At 55.1% G+C, this 16,943-nt stretch carries 17 protein-coding genes and 3 pseudogenes; 9 read left to right on the top strand and 11 right to left on the bottom strand.

Features of this window, described 5'->3' with window-relative positions; translation table 11 throughout:
* Window positions 1-67: 67 nt before the first annotated feature.
* The gene (locus ACXJGX_RS14510) at window positions 68-319 is read right to left on the bottom strand and encodes a hypothetical protein (RefSeq protein ID WP_474782923.1); all 252 of its coding nucleotides are present in this window, start codon (window positions 317-319) and stop codon (window positions 68-70) included.
* 173 nt (window positions 320-492) lie between these two features.
* Between ACXJGX_RS14510 and ACXJGX_RS14505 the strand changes: the two are divergent.
* Both ACXJGX_RS14505 and ACXJGX_RS14500 read left to right on the top strand, forming a co-directional pair.
* Window positions 493-759: pseudogene (locus ACXJGX_RS14505) on the top strand (VOC family protein); the annotation flags it as partial.
* Window positions 760-944: 185 nt separating this feature from the next.
* Window positions 945-1,247 carry a helix-turn-helix transcriptional regulator gene (locus ACXJGX_RS14500; RefSeq protein ID WP_474782921.1) on the top strand — a complete coding sequence of 101 codons (303 nt, stop codon included), beginning with the start codon at window positions 945-947 and terminating at the stop codon, window positions 1,245-1,247.
* Window positions 1,248-1,334: 87 nt separating this feature from the next.
* Here ACXJGX_RS14500 and ACXJGX_RS14495 read toward each other — a convergent pair whose 3' ends face one another.
* The 3 genes from ACXJGX_RS14495 to ACXJGX_RS14485 all read right to left on the bottom strand — a co-directional run bounded on the left by ACXJGX_RS14495 (window position 1,335) and on the right by ACXJGX_RS14485 (window position 4,850).
* On the bottom strand, window positions 1,335-3,422 hold the full coding sequence (locus ACXJGX_RS14495) for a vWA domain-containing protein (protein ID WP_474782919.1): 2,088 nt from the start codon (window positions 3,420-3,422) through the stop codon (window positions 1,335-1,337).
* Entirely contained in the window at window positions 3,419-3,955 is a 537-nt protein-coding gene (locus ACXJGX_RS14490) for an RNA polymerase sigma factor (RefSeq protein ID WP_474782917.1), read from the bottom strand. The genes ACXJGX_RS14495 and ACXJGX_RS14490 overlap by 4 nt, the downstream gene beginning before the upstream one ends.
* 310 nt (window positions 3,956-4,265) lie before the next feature.
* The gene (locus ACXJGX_RS14485) at window positions 4,266-4,850 is read right to left on the bottom strand and encodes a TetR/AcrR family transcriptional regulator (protein WP_474782915.1); all 585 of its coding nucleotides are present in this window, start codon (window positions 4,848-4,850) and stop codon (window positions 4,266-4,268) included.
* Window positions 4,851-4,945: 95 nt separating this feature from the next.
* Here ACXJGX_RS14485 and ACXJGX_RS14480 point away from each other — a divergent pair, with 95 nt between their 5' ends.
* Window positions 4,946-5,566 carry a DUF2306 domain-containing protein gene (locus ACXJGX_RS14480; protein WP_474782913.1) on the top strand — a complete coding sequence of 207 codons (621 nt, stop codon included), beginning with the start codon at window positions 4,946-4,948 and terminating at the stop codon, window positions 5,564-5,566.
* On the opposite strand, the gene ACXJGX_RS14475 is transcribed toward ACXJGX_RS14480, so the two are convergent.
* Window positions 5,563-7,128, bottom strand: a complete 1,566-nt coding sequence (locus ACXJGX_RS14475) for a phosphate ABC transporter substrate-binding/OmpA family protein (protein WP_474782911.1) — start codon at window positions 7,126-7,128, stop codon at window positions 5,563-5,565. The two genes, ACXJGX_RS14480 and ACXJGX_RS14475, sit on opposite strands and share 4 nt — an antisense overlap.
* A gap of 278 nt (window positions 7,129-7,406) precedes the next feature.
* On the opposite strand from ACXJGX_RS14475, the gene ACXJGX_RS14470 reads away from it, so the two are divergent.
* Complete coding sequence (locus ACXJGX_RS14470; RefSeq protein WP_474782909.1) at window positions 7,407-8,198, top strand: alpha/beta hydrolase; 792 nt, start codon at window positions 7,407-7,409, stop codon at window positions 8,196-8,198.
* 117 nt (window positions 8,199-8,315) lie between these two features.
* The gene (locus ACXJGX_RS14465; protein ID WP_474782907.1) at window positions 8,316-8,651 is read left to right on the top strand and encodes a hypothetical protein; all 336 of its coding nucleotides are present in this window, start codon (window positions 8,316-8,318) and stop codon (window positions 8,649-8,651) included.
* A gap of 50 nt (window positions 8,652-8,701) precedes the next feature.
* Here the strand turns inward: ACXJGX_RS14465 and ACXJGX_RS14460 are convergent, their stop codons facing one another.
* The gene (locus ACXJGX_RS14460) at window positions 8,702-9,331 is read right to left on the bottom strand and encodes a ribonuclease T2 family protein (protein ID WP_474782905.1); all 630 of its coding nucleotides are present in this window, start codon (window positions 9,329-9,331) and stop codon (window positions 8,702-8,704) included.
* 139 nt (window positions 9,332-9,470) lie between these two features.
* Here ACXJGX_RS14460 and ACXJGX_RS14455 point away from each other — a divergent pair, with 139 nt between their 5' ends.
* Window positions 9,471-10,229, top strand: a complete 759-nt coding sequence (locus tag ACXJGX_RS14455) for a DUF1013 domain-containing protein (protein ID WP_474782903.1) — start codon at window positions 9,471-9,473, stop codon at window positions 10,227-10,229.
* A gap of 54 nt (window positions 10,230-10,283) precedes the next feature.
* On the opposite strand, the gene ACXJGX_RS14450 is transcribed toward ACXJGX_RS14455, so the two are convergent.
* Window positions 10,284-10,904 carry a class I SAM-dependent methyltransferase gene (locus ACXJGX_RS14450; protein WP_474782901.1) on the bottom strand — a complete coding sequence of 207 codons (621 nt, stop codon included), beginning with the start codon at window positions 10,902-10,904 and terminating at the stop codon, window positions 10,284-10,286.
* A gap of 103 nt (window positions 10,905-11,007) precedes the next feature.
* Between ACXJGX_RS14450 and ACXJGX_RS14445 the strand changes: the two genes are divergently transcribed.
* The 3 genes and pseudogenes from ACXJGX_RS14445 to ACXJGX_RS14435 all read left to right on the top strand — a co-directional run bounded on the left by ACXJGX_RS14445 (window position 11,008) and on the right by ACXJGX_RS14435 (window position 13,196).
* On the top strand, window positions 11,008-11,772 hold the full coding sequence (locus tag ACXJGX_RS14445; RefSeq protein WP_474782899.1) for a LysR family transcriptional regulator: 765 nt from the start codon (window positions 11,008-11,010) through the stop codon (window positions 11,770-11,772).
* Window positions 11,773-11,898: 126 nt separating this feature from the next.
* Window positions 11,899-12,339: pseudogene (locus tag ACXJGX_RS14440) on the top strand (transposase); the annotation flags it as partial.
* 83 nt (window positions 12,340-12,422) lie between these two features.
* A complete protein-coding gene (locus ACXJGX_RS14435; RefSeq protein ID WP_474782897.1) occupies window positions 12,423-13,196 on the top strand; it encodes a hypothetical protein in 774 nt (257 codons plus the stop codon).
* Between the two features lie 928 nt (window positions 13,197-14,124).
* On the opposite strand, the gene ACXJGX_RS14430 is transcribed toward ACXJGX_RS14435, so the two are convergent.
* The 4 genes and pseudogenes from ACXJGX_RS14430 to ACXJGX_RS14415 form a co-directional block, all read right to left on the bottom strand.
* Window positions 14,125-14,268: a GFA family protein gene (locus tag ACXJGX_RS14430; protein WP_474783256.1), complete on the bottom strand. Its 144-nt coding sequence runs from the start codon at window positions 14,266-14,268 to the stop codon at window positions 14,125-14,127.
* 135 nt (window positions 14,269-14,403) lie between these two features.
* Window positions 14,404-15,585: a hypothetical protein gene (locus ACXJGX_RS14425; RefSeq protein ID WP_474782895.1), complete on the bottom strand. Its 1,182-nt coding sequence runs from the start codon at window positions 15,583-15,585 to the stop codon at window positions 14,404-14,406.
* A gap of 1 nt (window position 15,586) precedes the next feature.
* Complete coding sequence (locus ACXJGX_RS14420) at window positions 15,587-15,880, bottom strand: hypothetical protein (RefSeq protein WP_474782893.1); 294 nt, start codon at window positions 15,878-15,880, stop codon at window positions 15,587-15,589.
* 39 nt (window positions 15,881-15,919) lie between these two features.
* Window positions 15,920-16,813, bottom strand: a pseudogene (locus ACXJGX_RS14415) (IS3 family transposase); the annotation flags it as partial.
* Window positions 16,814-16,943: the final 130 nt, after the last annotated feature.

Genomic DNA, 16,943 nt, shown 5'->3' with positions numbered 1-16,943 from the left:
GCAGAAATCGTTCGAGATCAAAGGTATGTGCAGGCCCGCGTCGATGTACAAGCCTGCACATTACCAGTTAATTTCGGGTGATACTGTTTATTTCCCCGTATCCGTTTTCACCGGCGCCATCATATTCAATGGTAATGGTTTCACCTGCGGCTAGGTTTTCGGGCAGCATCAAATCTGGCGGTAGGTTCCAGACCGTTTTGTCATCCAGCACAAGAACATGGGCGACGCGGTCAAAGGCCAAGACCGTGCCAGACGTGTTGTCAGCAAGTGCAGGAATGGCAGAGACGATAAGGGCAGCAGAAGTCAGAAGCACACGCATTTGGCAACTCCTTGATGAAATGCACAGCTTAGGTGGGCGTGGCGACAGCGCCCTGCAAGTGGGCGGGGCGGCGCCCTGAAAATATTTGTTGGGCCTGCTGACAAGCTCCTGACACAACGCTGTCAGGAGGTGTATGTTCTAAGCTGTCCATCGACCCAACAACGCGATGATATATGTCCGTAAACCACGTTGTAGCAGGGACAGAAATTCCAGTGACCGACCTCGAAACATCAGCAGGCTTTTATCATGAGGTGTTTGGCTTCAAGATGGAAATTGACACAATGGGACCAAATCCGATCGCACGGTTTTCCCAAGAACGGGCCGTCGGCGGCCACCTTTATCCGGGCAAACCTGCGTCAGATGGGGGCAACACCGTCCATCTACATGTTCCGGACACCGTTGAGGCTGCAATGGCGCGCTGCCAGGCTGCGGGTGGCATTGTGGTCAGCCCGGTGATCAGTATCCCAGCCGCGAGGCGGTCGGCTAACCACCGCGGCGCAATTGGCCGAACGGATCGAGGTATCGCCGCGTACGATCTATCGCGATATCGCGCATCTGATCGGGGCGGTCGTTTGTTACCTGATGCGCGATGGCTATGAATTGCCACCGTTGATGTTCACCCAAGATGAAATCGTGGCGCTGGTCGCTGGCGCGCGCATTTTACAGACATGGGGCGGCATCCGAAAACCGTACGCGCCTGCCGATTACCTATGTCGACGAAGCCGGCCGCAGTACCCGCACCCTGCACCCGCTTGGCGTTTGGTTCTGGGGAAGGGTCTGGACCGCCGTGCGCTGGTGCGAACTGCGCAAAGATTTCCGCATGCTCCGGCTTGACCGCATTGTGACCATCGAAGACGCCGGGACGGTCCGGCCCGTAACGGGCCAGACGCTGCGGGATTTCATGCAGACCAAGGCGTATTTGCGGTGACCGGGTGCATACCGAAATCCAGAAAGCACCAACAAAAACCTGCGTCGCCGCCTGAAACAGTTTGTTCGCCAGCCTCCCCATATCCGCCTATTGCGACAGGCTTTGTGCAAGCCGCATCAGTTGCACGGCCTCGGTTCGGTAACCGAAATCATCGTCGCCGCGGTTGGCGTTGGCCAGTGCGATGGCATCGTCGTATCCCCAATCACCAAGGTATGTGTCCCCCCGCAGAAGTTGCCCGAATCCCGCGATGGCGGCGGCGAAACTGGCTTCGGTGCCGGGGATGCTTGTGCCGACGATTGGCGTCTCGATCAGTTGGCTGACATTTTCGCCGGGGGCCTTGAACCGCAGTTTGACAAAGCCGATCTCGTCAGAGGTGGGCGCGACGGTGTCGGGCGCATAGCGCAGCGGGTCAGACAGCTGTGCAGGGCTTCCAACCGGCGTGATTTCATAAAGCGCGGTCACCGAATGCCCGGCGCCAAGTTCACCCGCGTCCGCGCGGTCATTGTTGAAATCCTCGCGCGCTAGCGCCCGTGTTTCATAGCCGATCAACCGGTATTCCGCGACTTGGGTCGGGTTGAATTCGACCTGCACCTTGACGTCGCCCGCAATCGGAAACAGCGCGCCGGACAGCTGGTCCACAAGCACTTTTTGTGCTTCGGACAGCGTGTCGATATAGGCCGCCGTGCCGTTGCCGTTTTGCGCCAGCGACTGCATCGTCGCATCGTCCAGGTTGCCCCGCCCAAAGCCCAAGACAGACAGGTATATTCCCGTTTCGCGTTTATTGGCGATAAAGTCTTGCAACCCGTCCGTGCTGTTGATCCCGACGTTGAAATCACCGTCGGTCGCCAGGATCACCCGGCTGACTTCGCCGTCGGTCGCCATTGCGCCCGCGACCGCATAGGCCTGTTCCAGCCCGCCTTGCCCGTTGGTGGACCCGCCCGCGCCCAAGGATTGGATCGCTTGCAGAATTGTGGTGCGTTCTGACGCCGGGGTCGCGGCCAGAACTTGGCCTGCGCTGCCGGCGTATTCCACTATCGCGACCTCATCTTCGGGGCGCAGCTGATCCAGCATCAGCCGGAAGGATTGTTTCAAAAGCGGCAGTTTGTCGGGGCTGTCCATCGACCCTGACGTGTCGATCAGAAACACAAGGTTCAGCGGTGGCCTGTCGTCCAACGCGGGCATCTGCCCTTGTAGCGCGATATGAACCAATTGGGTCTCCGCATTCCACGGCGCCTGAAAGCTTGAGACGGTTGTGCGGAACGGTCCCTCGCCTGCGTCGGGGGCAGGGTAGACGTAGGGGAAATAGTTGATCAGTTCTTCGACCCGCACCGCGTCTGCGGGCGGCAGTTGGCCCCGCGACAAGGATGACCGAACCACAGAATAGGCGGCTGTGTCCACGTCGATAGAAAAGGTGGAAACCGGGTCATCAGAGGTGATTTTCAACGCATTTGGTGTAAAGCTGGCAAAGGCTTCGGCATCGGGCTGGATGATATGAACGCGTGGTTCGCGTGTTAGGGCATCGACGCCAAGGGTTTGATGTGCCGAAGGAGCTTGGCTGCGCAGAGGCGGAGGTGGCGGCGAAACCTCTTCCGCAGCGAGGTCGCTGCCAGGCATCGCTCTCATCAACACTGATGGGGCGATCTCTGACGCCGCGAGCATATCCTGCTCCGCTGTTGCGTCTGCGTTTTCGGGAAGGATGCCACGTACAATTGGGCGAAGGTTGGTGTCTGGTGCTGCCACGATTCTTTCAGGCGCCGGTGGCGCTGCGTTCATTATCTCGGGGACAGCGGTAATTTGTTCGGCGATCGGCTGCTCTGCTGCGGGCAAAGCATCATCCGTCGCGGTTTCGGTCACTTTGGCCATCACCGGGTCCGTCGCACCGGGCGGGGTCAGCAGGTTTTGGCCTTGCGGCGTCAGAAACAAAAATCCGCAAGCGACAAGCGCGGTGGTGGTGCCAAGGGCCGCCTTTGATGTCAGTGCGTTCAGCATGGTCGTCACTCCTGTCCAAAGGGCGCGGCGGCCGGTTACAGGGGTAGGACGCGGCTGTTGGCGCGATCCTTTGAGGTCGTCGAAGTTTTTCCGAGCCAGAGCCAAATTTTCGGCGCGCCGTGCGGCATCAGGCCGTGGCGTGGCGTCTTGCATCAGCTTTTTGAGGTCGTCGAGATCATCCATCATGCGACATCCTCCTTTTGTTTGATGGCCCGCAGGGCCTTTTTGGCTTCGGATATGCGCCAACTGATGGTGCCCTCGGACACACCCAGAATATCGGCGGCTTGGGCATGGGTCATGTCATCAAGGATCAACGCAAGCGTATCGCGCAGATCATCGTTTAGTTGGTTCATCGCGGCGGTCAGCCAGTCGATTTGATCGTGCGTTTCGCGGTCCGCGTTGGTGCGGGCGATTTCCCAATCACCCCACCCTGCGGTGGCCCTGATATAGGTGGCGCGTTTGCGCCTGCGGTCGTGGGCCGCGTTCACCGCGACCCGGTAAAGCCATGTCGTTACCTTGGCGCGTCGTTGGTAGCTGCCTAGTTTGGCGGGCAGGGCGGCGCAGATGTCTTGGGTCAGATCCTCTGCCTCTGCCCGCGCGCCGGTCAGCCGAAAGCAAAACGCAAACAGCCGATCGTAATGGCGATCAAGCAGGCTGGCAAAAGCCGCCCCATCCCCATTCGCGGCCGCGTCGGCCAAATCTTCGTCACTGGTTGTCATGCGCATCACCGTGATGAGACGCGGCTGGATCGTCAATCCTTGGTCGCCAGCGAAATATTTTTTGCGGGCCGTTGTGCAGATGCAATTCCGCGCGGTTCGCGCTGATGAACGTCGTCGCAACAGATACGAAACGACCATGCCACTTCAACGTAACGCCGCAATTTCAAACGGGACCGATGGCGCAAACCCTGCGGGCGTTCTGATTGCCGACAGCCTGCCCGATCAGGCCGCGATGCAGGCGATCGCAAAAGATGCAGGGTATGCCGCGTTTGTGTTCGCAGCGCCTGGCCGTCAGGGGGGCGCGCGATCTTTAGCGGCGTCTGGGCGTAAGTTGCGGCAGGATGTCTGCAAATGTGATCGGTGTTGCCGACTGAGGTGGCACGGACCCATGAAAACGCCGCAGCGTGGCAAAACCGTGCACCAGCGACCAGATCATCATTTCATTTGCCAGTGGGTGGCTGGGGGCCGGTTCAAACAGGGCGCAGGTTTCGACCAGAACGCCAAATGACGCTTGGGCGACCGATTGCAGATCGGCGTCGGGATCGTTTTTTATTTCGGGTGAAAAGATCAGCTGGAACAACGCGGCGTGGTCTTGGGCAAAGGTCATATATCCGTCGCAAATCCCCAACAACTGTGCACGCGGGTCGGGGCCGGCAGCGCTGCGACCTTCTTTCATCAGGCGTATGAAAGTGCGGAACCCTTCGGCGGCGATCGCAGCGAGAAGGCCGTTTTTGCCGTGAAAATGATGGGCCGGTGCCGCATGTGATACGCCCACTTTGGCGGCAACCCGGCGCAATGACAGGTGCTGTAACCCTTCGGTTTCCAAAATGTCGATCCCGGCCGCGATAAGAGCGGGCCGGAGGTTGCCGTGATGGTGTGGTGATTTTTCAGTCATATCGCCGTTTTGAAGACATGACTTGACAGTGTCAAGTTTGCTGTGATCTTTACAGTGTCAAGTTTAACGCTACTATTCAAAAATAAGGTGTCTCTATGGTTCTCACATATATTTCCCGTGGCGCTTTTTGGGTGCTTTCGCTTTTGGTTGCTGCGATGTCAGCACGGTTTTGGGTGCTGTCGCCCGAGGTCGCGGGCGAATTTGTCGCCTATCACGCAGACCTAAGACCGATCGCGTTTTATGCCCATGTCGGGTTGGCCCCGGTGGCGATGGCCCTTGCGCCGTTTCAGTTCTGGCGTGGGCTGCGGATGCGCCGCCCTGCTGTGCATCGCTGGATAGGGCGCGGGTACGGCGTTGCGGTTTTAGTGTCAGGTATTGGCGGTCTGGTGATGTCTGTCACGACCGAGGCGGGCGCTGTTGCGGCATGGGGGTTTGGTGTTCTGGCAGTTCTATGGCTGGCGATAACGGCGCGCGCCGTGATACTGGCCGTCCAAGGCCGGATCGACGCGCACCGCCAGTGGATGATCCGATCCGTTGCGCTGACCTTTGGCGGGGTGACGTTGCGGTTGTATCTTCCCATCGTTTTCGCCACAGGTTTGCCGTTTGATGCGTCATACAGCGTCATTGCATGGCTGGCGTGGGTGCCAAACCTGATCGTGGCCGAAATGTGGTTGCGCCGCGGGCAGCGTTCAGGCCTGCCCACGGCAATTGCTTAACGGACCCAGACTTCGACGCGGCGGTTCAGGCGTTGCCCGGCGAAATCGGTGTTGCAGGCCACCGGGTTCAGTTCGCCATAGCTTTTGATCGCTATGCTTTCGATGTCGAAGTCGGTGCCCGCGACCTGTGCCGCGATGCTGCCCAATACTGTTTCGGCACGGGCATAGCCCAAGGTGCGGTTTGCCTCAAACGCGCCGTCGGTATCTGTAAAACCAACCAATGCGATTTCTGCGATACTTGGGGTTTCCGACAGATAGGTTGCCAATCGCAACAGGTCACGGCGTGACGCGTTATCAAGGTCTGATGACCCGGTTTGGAACCGGAATGTGGGCGACAGGCGGCGCCATTCAAGCATGTCGATGTACAGCTCGCGCAAGGCGGACACCTCTTGACGGCTTTCGGTGCTGTCGATCTCTTTGCGAATGGTCGCGGCGCCGACGCGCAGATCACGGGTATCAATGTTGAAGCCGATAAAGCCCGATTTTTCGATGATGCCGTCCGCTTGTGGTGATTTTGCATAGGACAGCAACCCCTGTGCGCGGGCGGGAAGTTCTGCGTTTGTGGTGTAAAGGAACAAGGTGCGCTGCAACGGGTATTCGCCGGTCTTGGCTGCAAATTCGGATGCTTCTGCCGCGATACCACAGGCCGAAATCAAACCCAGAGGTTTCGTGTCGCCCTTGAAGGCGAACCCAACATAGCCAACACCGCCGGGATCACCAAACACCGATTCTGACATTTCGAGATTGCCAGTCACGATGCGTGCGTCCTGCGCGAGCGCGGTGTTGAACGGGGACAGAAAACGATCAGCCACGGTCGCGTAAGTTCCGGAATTGCCATCGCGAGAGTACACAGTGACCGGCAAATCCGGACCGCCCACTTGTGACCAGTTGCTGATTGCACCGGACAAAAGTCCCGAAATTTGTGGTTCGGTCAGGGCGTCAACGGGGTTGTCGGGGTGGACCACCATCAAAAGACCATCCACGGCGATCCCGTGCTCTTGTTCAAAGCTCAGCGCGTCGCCCAATCCGGCATCTGCAAATTCGGTAACTTCTGATGTCTTGATCCGGCGCGATGACATCCCGATTTGTGCGGATTGATCCAGCAACCCGCGAAACCCGGTGCTAGAACCCAGATCCTCGATCAATGTGGTAAAAATGGTTTCGCCCAGACCTTCGTCGCCGATCACCGTCAAAAGTGACTGGCGTTCACCCACGGTGCGGCTGTCGACAACCGCGCGCTGGGTTTCCGCATAGCCCCGCACCAAAAGCGGCATAAGTTCTGCACCGACGGTGTCGGACCCTTTGATCGTGAAATCAATCGGCAATTGACCCATGATCGGGCAGGGGTCGCCGACGCAACTGACCAATGTGGCGGGAACTTGTACATCGCCGATATCAGTGCTGATCGTGTAAACGCCGTTATGAAAGTCGAGAAGCGCACCTCTGAGCGATAGTTGCCCGTCACCGGTATGAAGTTCGATCATTTGCGCGGCGGCGGGTGTCAGAAAACTCGTACATAAAGCAACAGCGAGGAGAGCAATGCGGGGGTAGGTGAGGTGCATGTAGTGAGCCTTTGTGTCAGATATTAAGCCGCTACCGGTGAGTGGTTGGCTGCGGTGCTTTTGTCTGACTTCGGGGACAGAAATGTTACAAGTTTGCGACATTTATGTAAATTTGATCAACCTAGATTTGCATTCTTAAATACATTTCGCTCCATGGTAGTTTTGGGCGTCATTGGCTTGGTTGGTGGTGAATGGAATGATACATTCAGGCATTGTGCTGCATCAGCATCCCTTTAGGCTGGGGTACGTAGCAACAGTGAATGATACCCGGGGGATATATGGACTTTGATGATGCCTTTGCCAACGCTGCGTACATCACTGATGGCGACAGCTACCCGGACAAGTGGGCCAACCAAGCGCGCAGTTTTCGCCAGCAAGCGCTGTGCGAATTAGACATTCCATACGGTGAAGGCGCGCGTCAGAAATACGACCTGTTTCATCCACCGCGCCTCGCCAAAGGGGTGGTCGTATTTGTGCACGGCGGATACTGGCTCCGGTTCGACAAATCGTTTTGGTCCCATTTGGCGGCGGGGCCGCTGGCGCATGGCTGGGCGGTGGCGATGCCGTCGTATGATTTGTGCCCTGCGGTAGGTATCGCGCAAATCGGTGAACAGATTTCCCGCGCGATTGACGCGATAAGTACGCGTGTGTTGGGGCCGATCCGCCTGGTGGGGCATTCCGCCGGTGGGCAGCTTGTTGCGCGAATGGCATCCCCTGCCACGACTGCGCCGTGGTCAGGCCGGGGCGCTGGTGTTGTGCCTGTGTCGCCGGTGGCGGATTTGACGGACCTGATGCAAACGTCGATGAATGCCGATCTGAAAATCACACCCGCCGAAGCAAAAAGTGAAAGCCCGGTGTTTCTGCCAGCGCCGCAAATACCCGTGAAAATATGGGTCGGCGCGCAAGAACGTCCTGTCTTTATTCAACAGGCGAAATCACTGGGCAGCGCGTGGGGCTGTGCGTTGACCATTGAACCCGGCAAGCACCATTTTGACGTGATCGAGGCACTGTCAGCCCCAAGTAGCGCACTGACACACGCTGTTGTCGGATTGGACGAGGTGTGCATTTAGCCACACTATTTCAACAAAAAGCAATGTAGCCAGCGATTGGACTGCGTGTTAGGGGCTAACCTGATATAAATATATTTCAGTAATGAGTTGCCATGGGCAATTCATGTGATGAGGGCGATGATGATGACGACAGGTTTGATGAAAGCAGCTTGTTTGGTTTTTGCAGTTGGCGTGATGGCTGGTTGTGAAGCAACAAGCGACGGATCTGGTATTACCGATGGCGGATTTGATGGCGGTCGCGGCGGCGGTGGTTTGCTGCGCGACGGGCTTGCTAACATTTGGGTCGATCCGGACGGCTGTCAGCACTGGTACATTGACGACGGTATCGAAGGGTACATGTCACCCCGCCTGAATCGTGACGGGACCCCCCGTTGTCAGGACACGCGCGGTGTGATTGTTTTGAAAGACGGCACCACGATGTTGGCAGAGCAAGAACCGACGCCGCCCAGCTAAACGACACACTATTTCGAAAAAGGCGCCGTTATCCGGCGCTTTTTTTTATTTCACCTCATGGGGCTGAACGTTGCGTCTGACAAAGTGCAGTCGCGGATGACGTCTGCGCCACATGTTCTGAAATCGAGGTCGGATGTCATGCAGATGCGCGCCTCTTGGATATAACCGTCACGACAGGTGATGGTGATTTGATCGGCTGTCATATCTGGATTTTCTTTTAAAAACGCCTCTTCGATGACGCTTGCAGGCACCGTTATTTCCCGGTCGATCTGCCGGAATACGGCAGCACGGATGACGCGGGCATAGGCATCACGTGACAGATCGTAATATGCATCTGGTGACAATCCACTACACACGCCGTGTTTGCGCCACTGATGCCACGCCAGCCCCGATGTTCCCATGACGTCTGCCATATCATTCGTTTGCCCGCGCGTTGGCGCGCTAAATTGCGTCCGGCAATACGACGGATACCCACGGTCATATTGCGGCCATAGCCCATGCAGGACCCAGCCAAAATCTTGGGCCGCGTCACACTGCGGCGACTGTTGGGCATCGCCTTGCAGGGCGCACCAATTGGCGGACCAAGACAGCGACAGCACATAGTAATCAAAGTCGCCTGCGGTGTCTTCTGCGTGCAATGGGCCCGCAATCAGGCAAATAAGGGCGAAAAGCCTGCGCATTTTGATCTTTCCTAAATTTGTTTGGCTCACTATATAGGTTTCAAGTTCCCCGACAATGCGAACCCGGCTGCCACTGCAGTCTGCCCAACTTAAGGGCGCGGGAGAGGCTTGTCTGTACTACTGACGATGGAGATGAAAGATGTCCGATAAACCGATTATGGCCAAAGCAACCGCGGTATGGCTGTGCGACAACACCACAATGACCTTTAAGCAAATCGCGGATTTTTGCGGCCTGCATGAATTGGAAGTGCAAGGGATCGCGGACGGTGATGTTGCCGTTGGCGTCAAAGGCTTTGATCCTGTGGCCAACAAACAGTTGACCCAAGACGAAATCGCCAAGGCCGAAGCGAACCCAAGCCATAAGCTGAAACTGTTGTTTAACCCCGCGTCTGCGGGCGAAGAAAAACGCCGTGGCCCACGCTATACCCCACTGTCCAAACGTCAGGACCGTCCGGCGTCGATTTATTGGCTGGTAAAATTCCACCCCGAACTGTCCGACGGCCAGGTCAGCAAACTGGTGGGCACCACTAAGCCGACCATCCAGGCGATCCGCGAGCGCACGCACTGGAATATCAACAACATCGACCCGATTGATCCGGTTGCGCTGGGCTTGTGTAAGCAGTCTGAACTGGACGCCGCTGTGCAAAAGGCCAACGCGAAAAAGGCTGCCGAAGGTGGTGCGATGACCGATGACGAGCGTCGCAAGCTGGTCAGCACAGAGCAATCGCTTGGCATGGCCCCAGAGCCAAAAATGCCATCGTCGATGTCGGGGCTCGAAACATTCAGCCTGTCTGACCCACGCGGTGATGACGACGAGGAAGAAGAAGATCTGCGCGACGTCAAAGACGCTGAAAGCTTCTTCAACCTGCCAGACGATGACGACAACGACGACGATTGATACTGGTTTGAAACGGCCAGATTGGGCGCGCTACCTCAGGGTGGCGCGCTTTTTTTATGGGGCGCGTTGGGCCACGATAAAATGCGCAGGTTTATTTTTTCCGAAATGCCCGATTTCAATCAACGTGAATCCGGCGCGCCGGAATGCAGTCTCAAGGGTATCAATCGTGAAAATATTGACAAAGGGCGCCTTCCCAAAGGCACGCATGATGCGAATGATAAACGGAAGTGCGCGGTTCATCTCGCCGACGCAACTTGTTTTGGAAATGACGTAGCCGCCGGGTTTCACTTGGGATTTCAAATGCGCGACCGCAGCGGGAAGGTCGTCGAGCAGATGCAAAATGTTAAACGCGCAAACAGCATCGAATGGCGCATCCGCAAGCGGTCTGAGCGCGTCCATCTGCACAAACCGGATGTTCTGCGGGGCATCTGGCGTCAGCTTGTTTTCAGCAATTCCAATCATTTGTGAAGAAATATCGGTTGCGGTCACATGCGCGACGGCAGGTGCCAAACGCAGCGCGGTGCTGCCGGTTCCGCAACCGATTTCCAGAATGCGATCACTGGCGGTCAGATAGTTTTTTGTACGGTCCAGGGTCGCATCATACGCCGCGATGTCGCCGACAGGCTTGCGGGCGTACTTGGGTGCGATTTTGTCCCAGAAAATGGCAGAGGTCATGTGCGGTGTCCTTATGGATGGCTTTCCGTATTGGCTGAGAGTTTACATATGCTTTTATTGTCTATGAATTGCCTAAATTAGGAAGGTTGATATACATAAATGTATGAACTGGCAGGCGATCTCATTTGACTGGAATCAGGTCCGCGCGTTTTGGGCGACGGCCGAAGAAGGGTCGCTGAGCGCGGCGGCGCGTGCAATGGGTGCGACGCAGCCAACCCTCAGCCGACAGGTTGCCGCGCTTGAGGCGGAATTGGGGGTGACGCTGTTTGAACGGGCCGGAAAAACGCTTGTGATCACCAGCGCGGGTCGTGAATTGCTGGAATATGTGAAAATGATGGGGGACGCGGCCAGCCGCCTGTCGATGGTCGCATCCGGTCAATCGCAAGATATCGCAGGTCGGGTGACCATCACCGCGAGCGATCTGTTTGCCGCAGCCTACCTGCCACCGATCCTTGCCAAGCTGCGTGAAATAGCCCCGCTGATCGACGTCACGGTCATTGCCAGCAACCATATCGAGGACCTGACGCGTCGCGACGCCGATATTGCGGTGCGCAATGTGCGTCCGACCCAACCCGACCTGATCGCGAAGATGATCGGTGATTTCGACGCCGGGTTATATGCGGCCACATCCTACCTTGACCGTATCGGCCGCCCGCGCACACCGGAAGACCTGGCTGGGCACGCGTTTGTTGGCTTGCGCGAACATGCCGAACTGATTTCATTTTTGTCCGGGCACCAGATCAATTTGATGCCGGAACAGTTTAAGGCGACATCCGACAGCGGGGTTGTCATGTGGGAAATGATGCGCGCAGGTCTGGGGATTACGGTGATGCCGTCGTATCTATGTGTCGGAACTTCTAAACAGTGAGACTGCGGGTGCAGCGAAATCAACAACTTAGCATTTTTGATTGATGAGACTCCCGTTTTACTGGTTTTCATGGCGGCGATCCTAAAGCCGACCTTCAAATCCAGGCAGGGCAAGGTCTCAGATGCGGACGTGACGGACACACTGGATCTCGCTCTTCGGGCGTCTGGTTGTGACCAAGTTCACGTTGTTCACAAACCACGTTTGCTCAGCGATAACGGCTCAAGTTACGTCTCCGGGGATCTGGCGGAATGGTTGAACGACAAAGGCATGAAACACTCTCGCGGTGCGCCATATCATCCGCAAACCCAAGGTAAGATCGAACGATGGCATCAGACGCTCAAGAACCGCATCCTGCTGGAAAACGACTTCCTGCCGGGTGATCTTGACGCTCAGATCGAAGCCTTCGTCGAACACTACAATCATCAGCGGTATCATGAGAGCATCAACAACGTCACACCTGCCGACGTCTATTTTGGCCGTGATAAAGCCATTCTAAAACAACGCGAAAGGATCAAACGAAAGACACTCGAAACGCGACGCTTGCATCACCGCCAACACGCCGCATGATCAAACCAACCAGATGAGCCAGACCCTCTCTCAGTTTAGGCCCGCTTTGGTTCCAAAAATACTGACGACGGACAGATGCGCAGATGAACACCAAAGATCCATTTGATACGATTGCAAGCCATCCTTGTTTGTCGGGCATCTTCATTGAGAGCACGATTGAAGAGGTAGCTTCATACTTTCGAGGTGAGGCTGCAAATGTTGTGTATCGAGGTAATGGGCCACTCTATGAAGTACACGGCGACGAGGCCAATGTCGCCGACTACTTTGGTCCTGATAGTCATCTTTATCCGACAATTGAGTGGTTGGAGGACTATTTTCTACTTCGTGGCTCTCACCGGGTTTCGGTAGTGTCAAGCAATCCAGAATTTGTCTTTGTTGAGACATTTTGCAATTCAAGCTGGCCTTATCTGGCGCAGACACTGCATGAATGGACCGCAAAGACAGTCTTGGAGATTTCGAGTTCTGAGGGTCCCAACGAGATGTTGCAGACCCCAGTAAAACTGCACCATCCGGTTGTTTTTCCAGAGTCGATGTTCCAAATGTGGCATCAGTCGCTGCAAAGATCGGTTATCGTGAGCAAAGAAAGCAATCGCTGGTCTTTTCGGCAAACCGGCGATGCACTCCCTTTCGAAAACTTAAACTATTATCAAAGCAAACGAAAAGTAGATCGACTAAATCGTGCAATTTTGTTTGAGTATATAGCCTCGTTGGGTATTGATCCTTTTGATGTGTTTATCGACCGAAATTTGGAGAAACCGATACTTTTCACATCCGACCATGTAGGGCAAAATGTTAAAATTTTCGAGAGCGAACGCAGGCAATATGTTGAATTTGGTGAGAATAGAGGTCTTAGCTAATGTTGTTTCGAAGGACACAGATGGGTTAGACTGTCCCGCTTCAGTGCCTTACCAAACGCTTGTTCAAGCTGCCTGAGGCGCACTGAGCGTTCAATCACTCAGCGCCAAGCGCACGATACATCTCGTCTTGCGCGGCTTTGTTGCACAAACCGGCTGACTGACGGACTTCCCCTTACCCCAGACGGATTTATGCTGCGGCCAGGCGTTGTTGCATGGATCGCGCTTCGACTGATATCACTGCAGTCTGTTCCTTTCAGGGTATGCGTCCGGTGGTAAGCGTTTGGCGAACCCGCACTGACGGTTTGATTTTTGCTGATCTAAGTGTCCACCATCGATAGTGGACACTTAGGGGCACTCTATGAGTACGGGAAAGAAGCGATTTTGGTCGGATGACGAGAAGCGCGAGATTTCCGGTCAAACGCGGGTTGAGGGTGCTTCGGTCGCGCAGGTGGCACGGCGATATACGGTGAACTGTAAGCGATATCAGGCATTAGTCCAATGGCTTAGTTCGAAACGCTGACGAATATGCGGCTTTGCTTAGACCGTGTCGAGTTGGGAGTAGCCGAAACATACTACAAGGCACTAAGGGCTCATACCTGCCGTTCGCTGCAATCTGCATTAACGTCTGCTATGCGGGACGAAGCGGTCAATCACCTGCAGGACTTTAGTGTCCGCTATGCTGACTTTGGGTGCCCGCCATTCTGAGGTGCATCATCGCAAATCTCATACCATGAAGGCTTTTCACCAACAAACTCGTGAGATTGGTTCACGAGGCCCAGATCACTATCCAGAGTGTTCGCGGCTATGGGAAAGCTTTGCTCAGTCGATAGTATTTCGCCCAAGGAGTGCCGCAAATTTTGCAGAATGAGCGCGGGTAGATTTAGGGCGCAACCGCCTCGAACACATTCACGCAGTCTTTGCCTGCGATCTATTTCACATCTTCGCGTTTGACAAATGCATTCGTGCTCGCGCCAACCTTACGGTACCGCGAGCAGTGGCAGGTCCCAACAAATGACGGTGGGTTCGCCAACTCAAATTGAACGGCTTGGCAGCAGCAGCTTCCTCTAATCATGATGTCCATGCCTCGTCTCCCTATTTTGGGGAGTCTTTCGAGGCTGGCGTCCACCAGTCTCGAAAGACTGGTGGGTTGATGAACGCTGTTACGCGGTCAGCGAGAATTGTGCGAGAAAAACATTTTTAGTCAATTTTATCGGTGGAGAGACTCAATTTCATGGTTTGCGTAAATCCATCCTATACTGCGAGTAGCTTGGTCACGTACCCGCCAAAAGTCGCCACCAACTACCTCCACAAAAAATCTTTCGCCTTCTGAAATTTTTGCCAAAATTTCTCCGTTAAAGCTATTTGTCGCGTATAAACGAATGTAACCATCCATCGTGCCATTCTTAACTTGGTAAACGGGTATTATCTGCCCGTTACCTACCGGAATTTCATCCCCAGTCGCCCCATCAAACTTACGAACGAAGTTATCGCCAGATGAACAAAACGCATCGGCTGGGGGGTAGCCACCGAGTTCCATCTCCCGAAAATCCGAAAGATATCCTGCGCACATTCTCGCATTGGTGTCTTGGCGGGAAATCGCGAACCAACCGTTGGAAGCCTCAAAAATCCTAAACGTTGAACGACCCGATACACCTGTTTCAGACACATAAGCGAGCGCCTCATCAAGACTTGGCCGTGAGGCTTCAATGATCTCTTGCCTTCCAAGGCTTACGATTGGTCCGATAAGGTCCTCATCCGCAAAAATTCGATAGCAAGTTGTTCCTCTCCGATCTTCACTTGCACAATGCCACGAGCGGCTAAGCAGTGAGAACATTCTGACGGGTTCGACTGTGTCAGGTGTCGTTTCCTCCATCAGAAATGAATACCAGTCATCTGCGGTTCGTCGTGTGAACGAGGCAAGTGCTTCTGATAAAATTTTAGTTGCTTGACCGTCACAAACAGTTTCACCTTGTATGTAAGCGCAATGAAACAGGAGCTGTGTGCCTCTGTAGTTTTGGCTGGCCTCGCCAAAGGTGACCTGATTTTTTGCGCCGAGAGAAATTACTGTTGCGGCACTGGCTGCTGGTCCCTCCAAACGTAGCGGTAAACCTGCTTCGTAGAGGACTTCAGCCATGTAGATGCCAGCATGAAGGCTTCCTCCCGGGCTGCGGCCAATAACAACTTCTTCCACATCCGGATACTGCGCCAAAATCTCCCGAAGCTTCTGGTCATCACCCCATTCGACGGGCCCCTCCAGAGTGATGGATGACGGCCATTGCTCCATACGGCCCTGTCCAGTTCCTGCGGGCTTATATGTCATATCCATAGCAGCAACAGAAGTCGCTCCAAAGGCTGCTGCAACCAAAATAATCTTTTTAAGCAAATTCATGTTATCTCCCTTCAGGCCAACGCGATACTACCAGAGGGAAGCAAAAAGAAAACCCGCTACTGCGGGTCTCGAAACGGCTTGGTTGCAAGCCACCAGAAGGTCGGACGCTCCACCTTCCCAGGATGCCAGACTGCCCAATAATACTGCTGACGGGCGATGCGAGCGTATAGAGAAGTCGGCTTTCCATCTCTACGTTGATATTCGAGAGCTTGTTGATCACACGCATCGAAGGCGTGATGAGGTCACGCTTGAGGATCTTGTACTCTTGGTAGCTGGCAAGCCCATCAACTGACATCTGGACCTGTCGCGGTTTAGTGCCGCCCCAAGTGCTCGTTTAAGCCACCTTTCGTTCGAAGGCGACAGGGCTTTTCCAGCCCAGTGCTGAGTGGCGGCGTCTCGGATTGTAGAAGCCGTTGATGTATTGGAAGATGGCCATCTCAGCCTGCCTGCGGGTGTCCCATGTGTCTCGCCAGATTAGCTCTGCTTTGATCGTTTTGAAGAACGTCTCAACCGCCGCATTATCATAGCAATTTCCTTTGCCGCTCATTGACGCCTTGAACCCGTGATGGCGCAAGATCTTTTGATAATCATGCGAACAATATTGGCTGCCACGATCCGTGTGGTGGATGCAGTTCTTTGGCGGTGACCTGAAGGCTATCGCCATCTTCAGCGCCCTGATCGCCAAGTCGCGCTTCATCCGGTTACTGACCGCCCAGCCAATCACGCGCCGAGAATGCAGGTCGAGGATCACGGCAAGATACAACCAGCCTTCGCGCGTCCAGATATAGGTGATGTCACCTGCCCATTTCTGGTTTGGCTGATCTGCAATGAAGTTTCGGTCCAGCAGGTTGGGCGCAATGTTGAACTTATGGTTGCTGTCCGTCGTCACCTTGTGCTTGCGGGTTCTGATCACTGATATGCCGTTCTGGCGCATCAAACGCCCGACACGGCGATGGCCGATATTCAGGCCAATCTCTTTCAGCTCTTCAGTCATTCGTGGGCGACCGTAACTGCCCAGGCTGAAACGCGACTGCTCTTTGAAGTGCGCCAGCGTGACCAAATCAGATCGCTGCCTACGGCTGGCAGGGCGGTTGCGGAACGCACGCAAGCCGCGTGAACTGACATCCATGACATGGCACATCCGGCCAATGGAAAACATAGATTGATGCTCTTCGATGAACTTAAACCTCACGGCTTTTGGCTCGCGAAGAACACCGTGGCCTTTTTTAGGATCTCCCGCTCTGAATAGCCCCTAGTTTCCTAGACACCTTCTTGGTTCGCATTATGCTGTCTATTTTCAAAGTCGACGGGCGACAGCATACCGTTTCTGGCATGTTTGCGTTTCGGGTTATAGAACA

The organism is Yoonia sp. SWMV100, assembly GCF_056108365.1.
Note: the sequence above shows the minus strand (reverse complement) of the source record. Positions and strands in the feature narration are given on the sequence as shown.

Bases quoted from the DNA above. Each gene is read 5' to 3' on its own strand.
- ACXJGX_RS14500 (WP_474782921.1), top strand. From the start codon at position 945: ATGAAATCGTGGCGCTGGTCGCTGGCGCGCGCATTTTACAGACATGGG.
- ACXJGX_RS14510 (WP_474782923.1), bottom strand. From the start codon at position 319: ATGCGTGTGCTTCTGACTTCTGCTGCCCTTATCGTCTCTGCCATTCCT.
- ACXJGX_RS14445 (WP_474782899.1), top strand. From the start codon at position 11,008: ATGAACTGGCAGGCGATCTCATTTGACTGGAATCAGGTCCGCGCGTTT.
- ACXJGX_RS14465 (WP_474782907.1), top strand. From the start codon at position 8,316: ATGATGATGACGACAGGTTTGATGAAAGCAGCTTGTTTGGTTTTTGCA.
- ACXJGX_RS14450 (WP_474782901.1), bottom strand. From the start codon at position 10,904: ATGACCTCTGCCATTTTCTGGGACAAAATCGCACCCAAGTACGCCCGC.
- ACXJGX_RS14455 (WP_474782903.1), top strand. From the start codon at position 9,471: ATGTCCGATAAACCGATTATGGCCAAAGCAACCGCGGTATGGCTGTGC.
- ACXJGX_RS14470 (WP_474782909.1), top strand. From the start codon at position 7,407: ATGGACTTTGATGATGCCTTTGCCAACGCTGCGTACATCACTGATGGC.
- ACXJGX_RS14495 (WP_474782919.1), bottom strand. From the start codon at position 3,422: ATGATGGATGATCTCGACGACCTCAAAAAGCTGATGCAAGACGCCACG.
- ACXJGX_RS14460 (WP_474782905.1), bottom strand. From the start codon at position 9,331: ATGCGCAGGCTTTTCGCCCTTATTTGCCTGATTGCGGGCCCATTGCAC.
- ACXJGX_RS14480 (WP_474782913.1), top strand. From the start codon at position 4,946: ATGGTTCTCACATATATTTCCCGTGGCGCTTTTTGGGTGCTTTCGCTT.
- ACXJGX_RS14485 (WP_474782915.1), bottom strand. From the start codon at position 4,850: ATGACTGAAAAATCACCACACCATCACGGCAACCTCCGGCCCGCTCTT.
- ACXJGX_RS14420 (WP_474782893.1), bottom strand. From the start codon at position 15,880: ATGTCAGTTGATGGGCTTGCCAGCTACCAAGAGTACAAGATCCTCAAG.
- ACXJGX_RS14435 (WP_474782897.1), top strand. From the start codon at position 12,423: ATGAACACCAAAGATCCATTTGATACGATTGCAAGCCATCCTTGTTTG.
- ACXJGX_RS14425 (WP_474782895.1), bottom strand. From the start codon at position 15,585: ATGAATTTGCTTAAAAAGATTATTTTGGTTGCAGCAGCCTTTGGAGCG.
- ACXJGX_RS14490 (WP_474782917.1), bottom strand. From the start codon at position 3,955: ATGACAACCAGTGACGAAGATTTGGCCGACGCGGCCGCGAATGGGGAT.
- ACXJGX_RS14430 (WP_474783256.1), bottom strand. From the start codon at position 14,268: ATGATTAGAGGAAGCTGCTGCTGCCAAGCCGTTCAATTTGAGTTGGCG.
- ACXJGX_RS14475 (WP_474782911.1), bottom strand. From the start codon at position 7,128: ATGCACCTCACCTACCCCCGCATTGCTCTCCTCGCTGTTGCTTTATGT.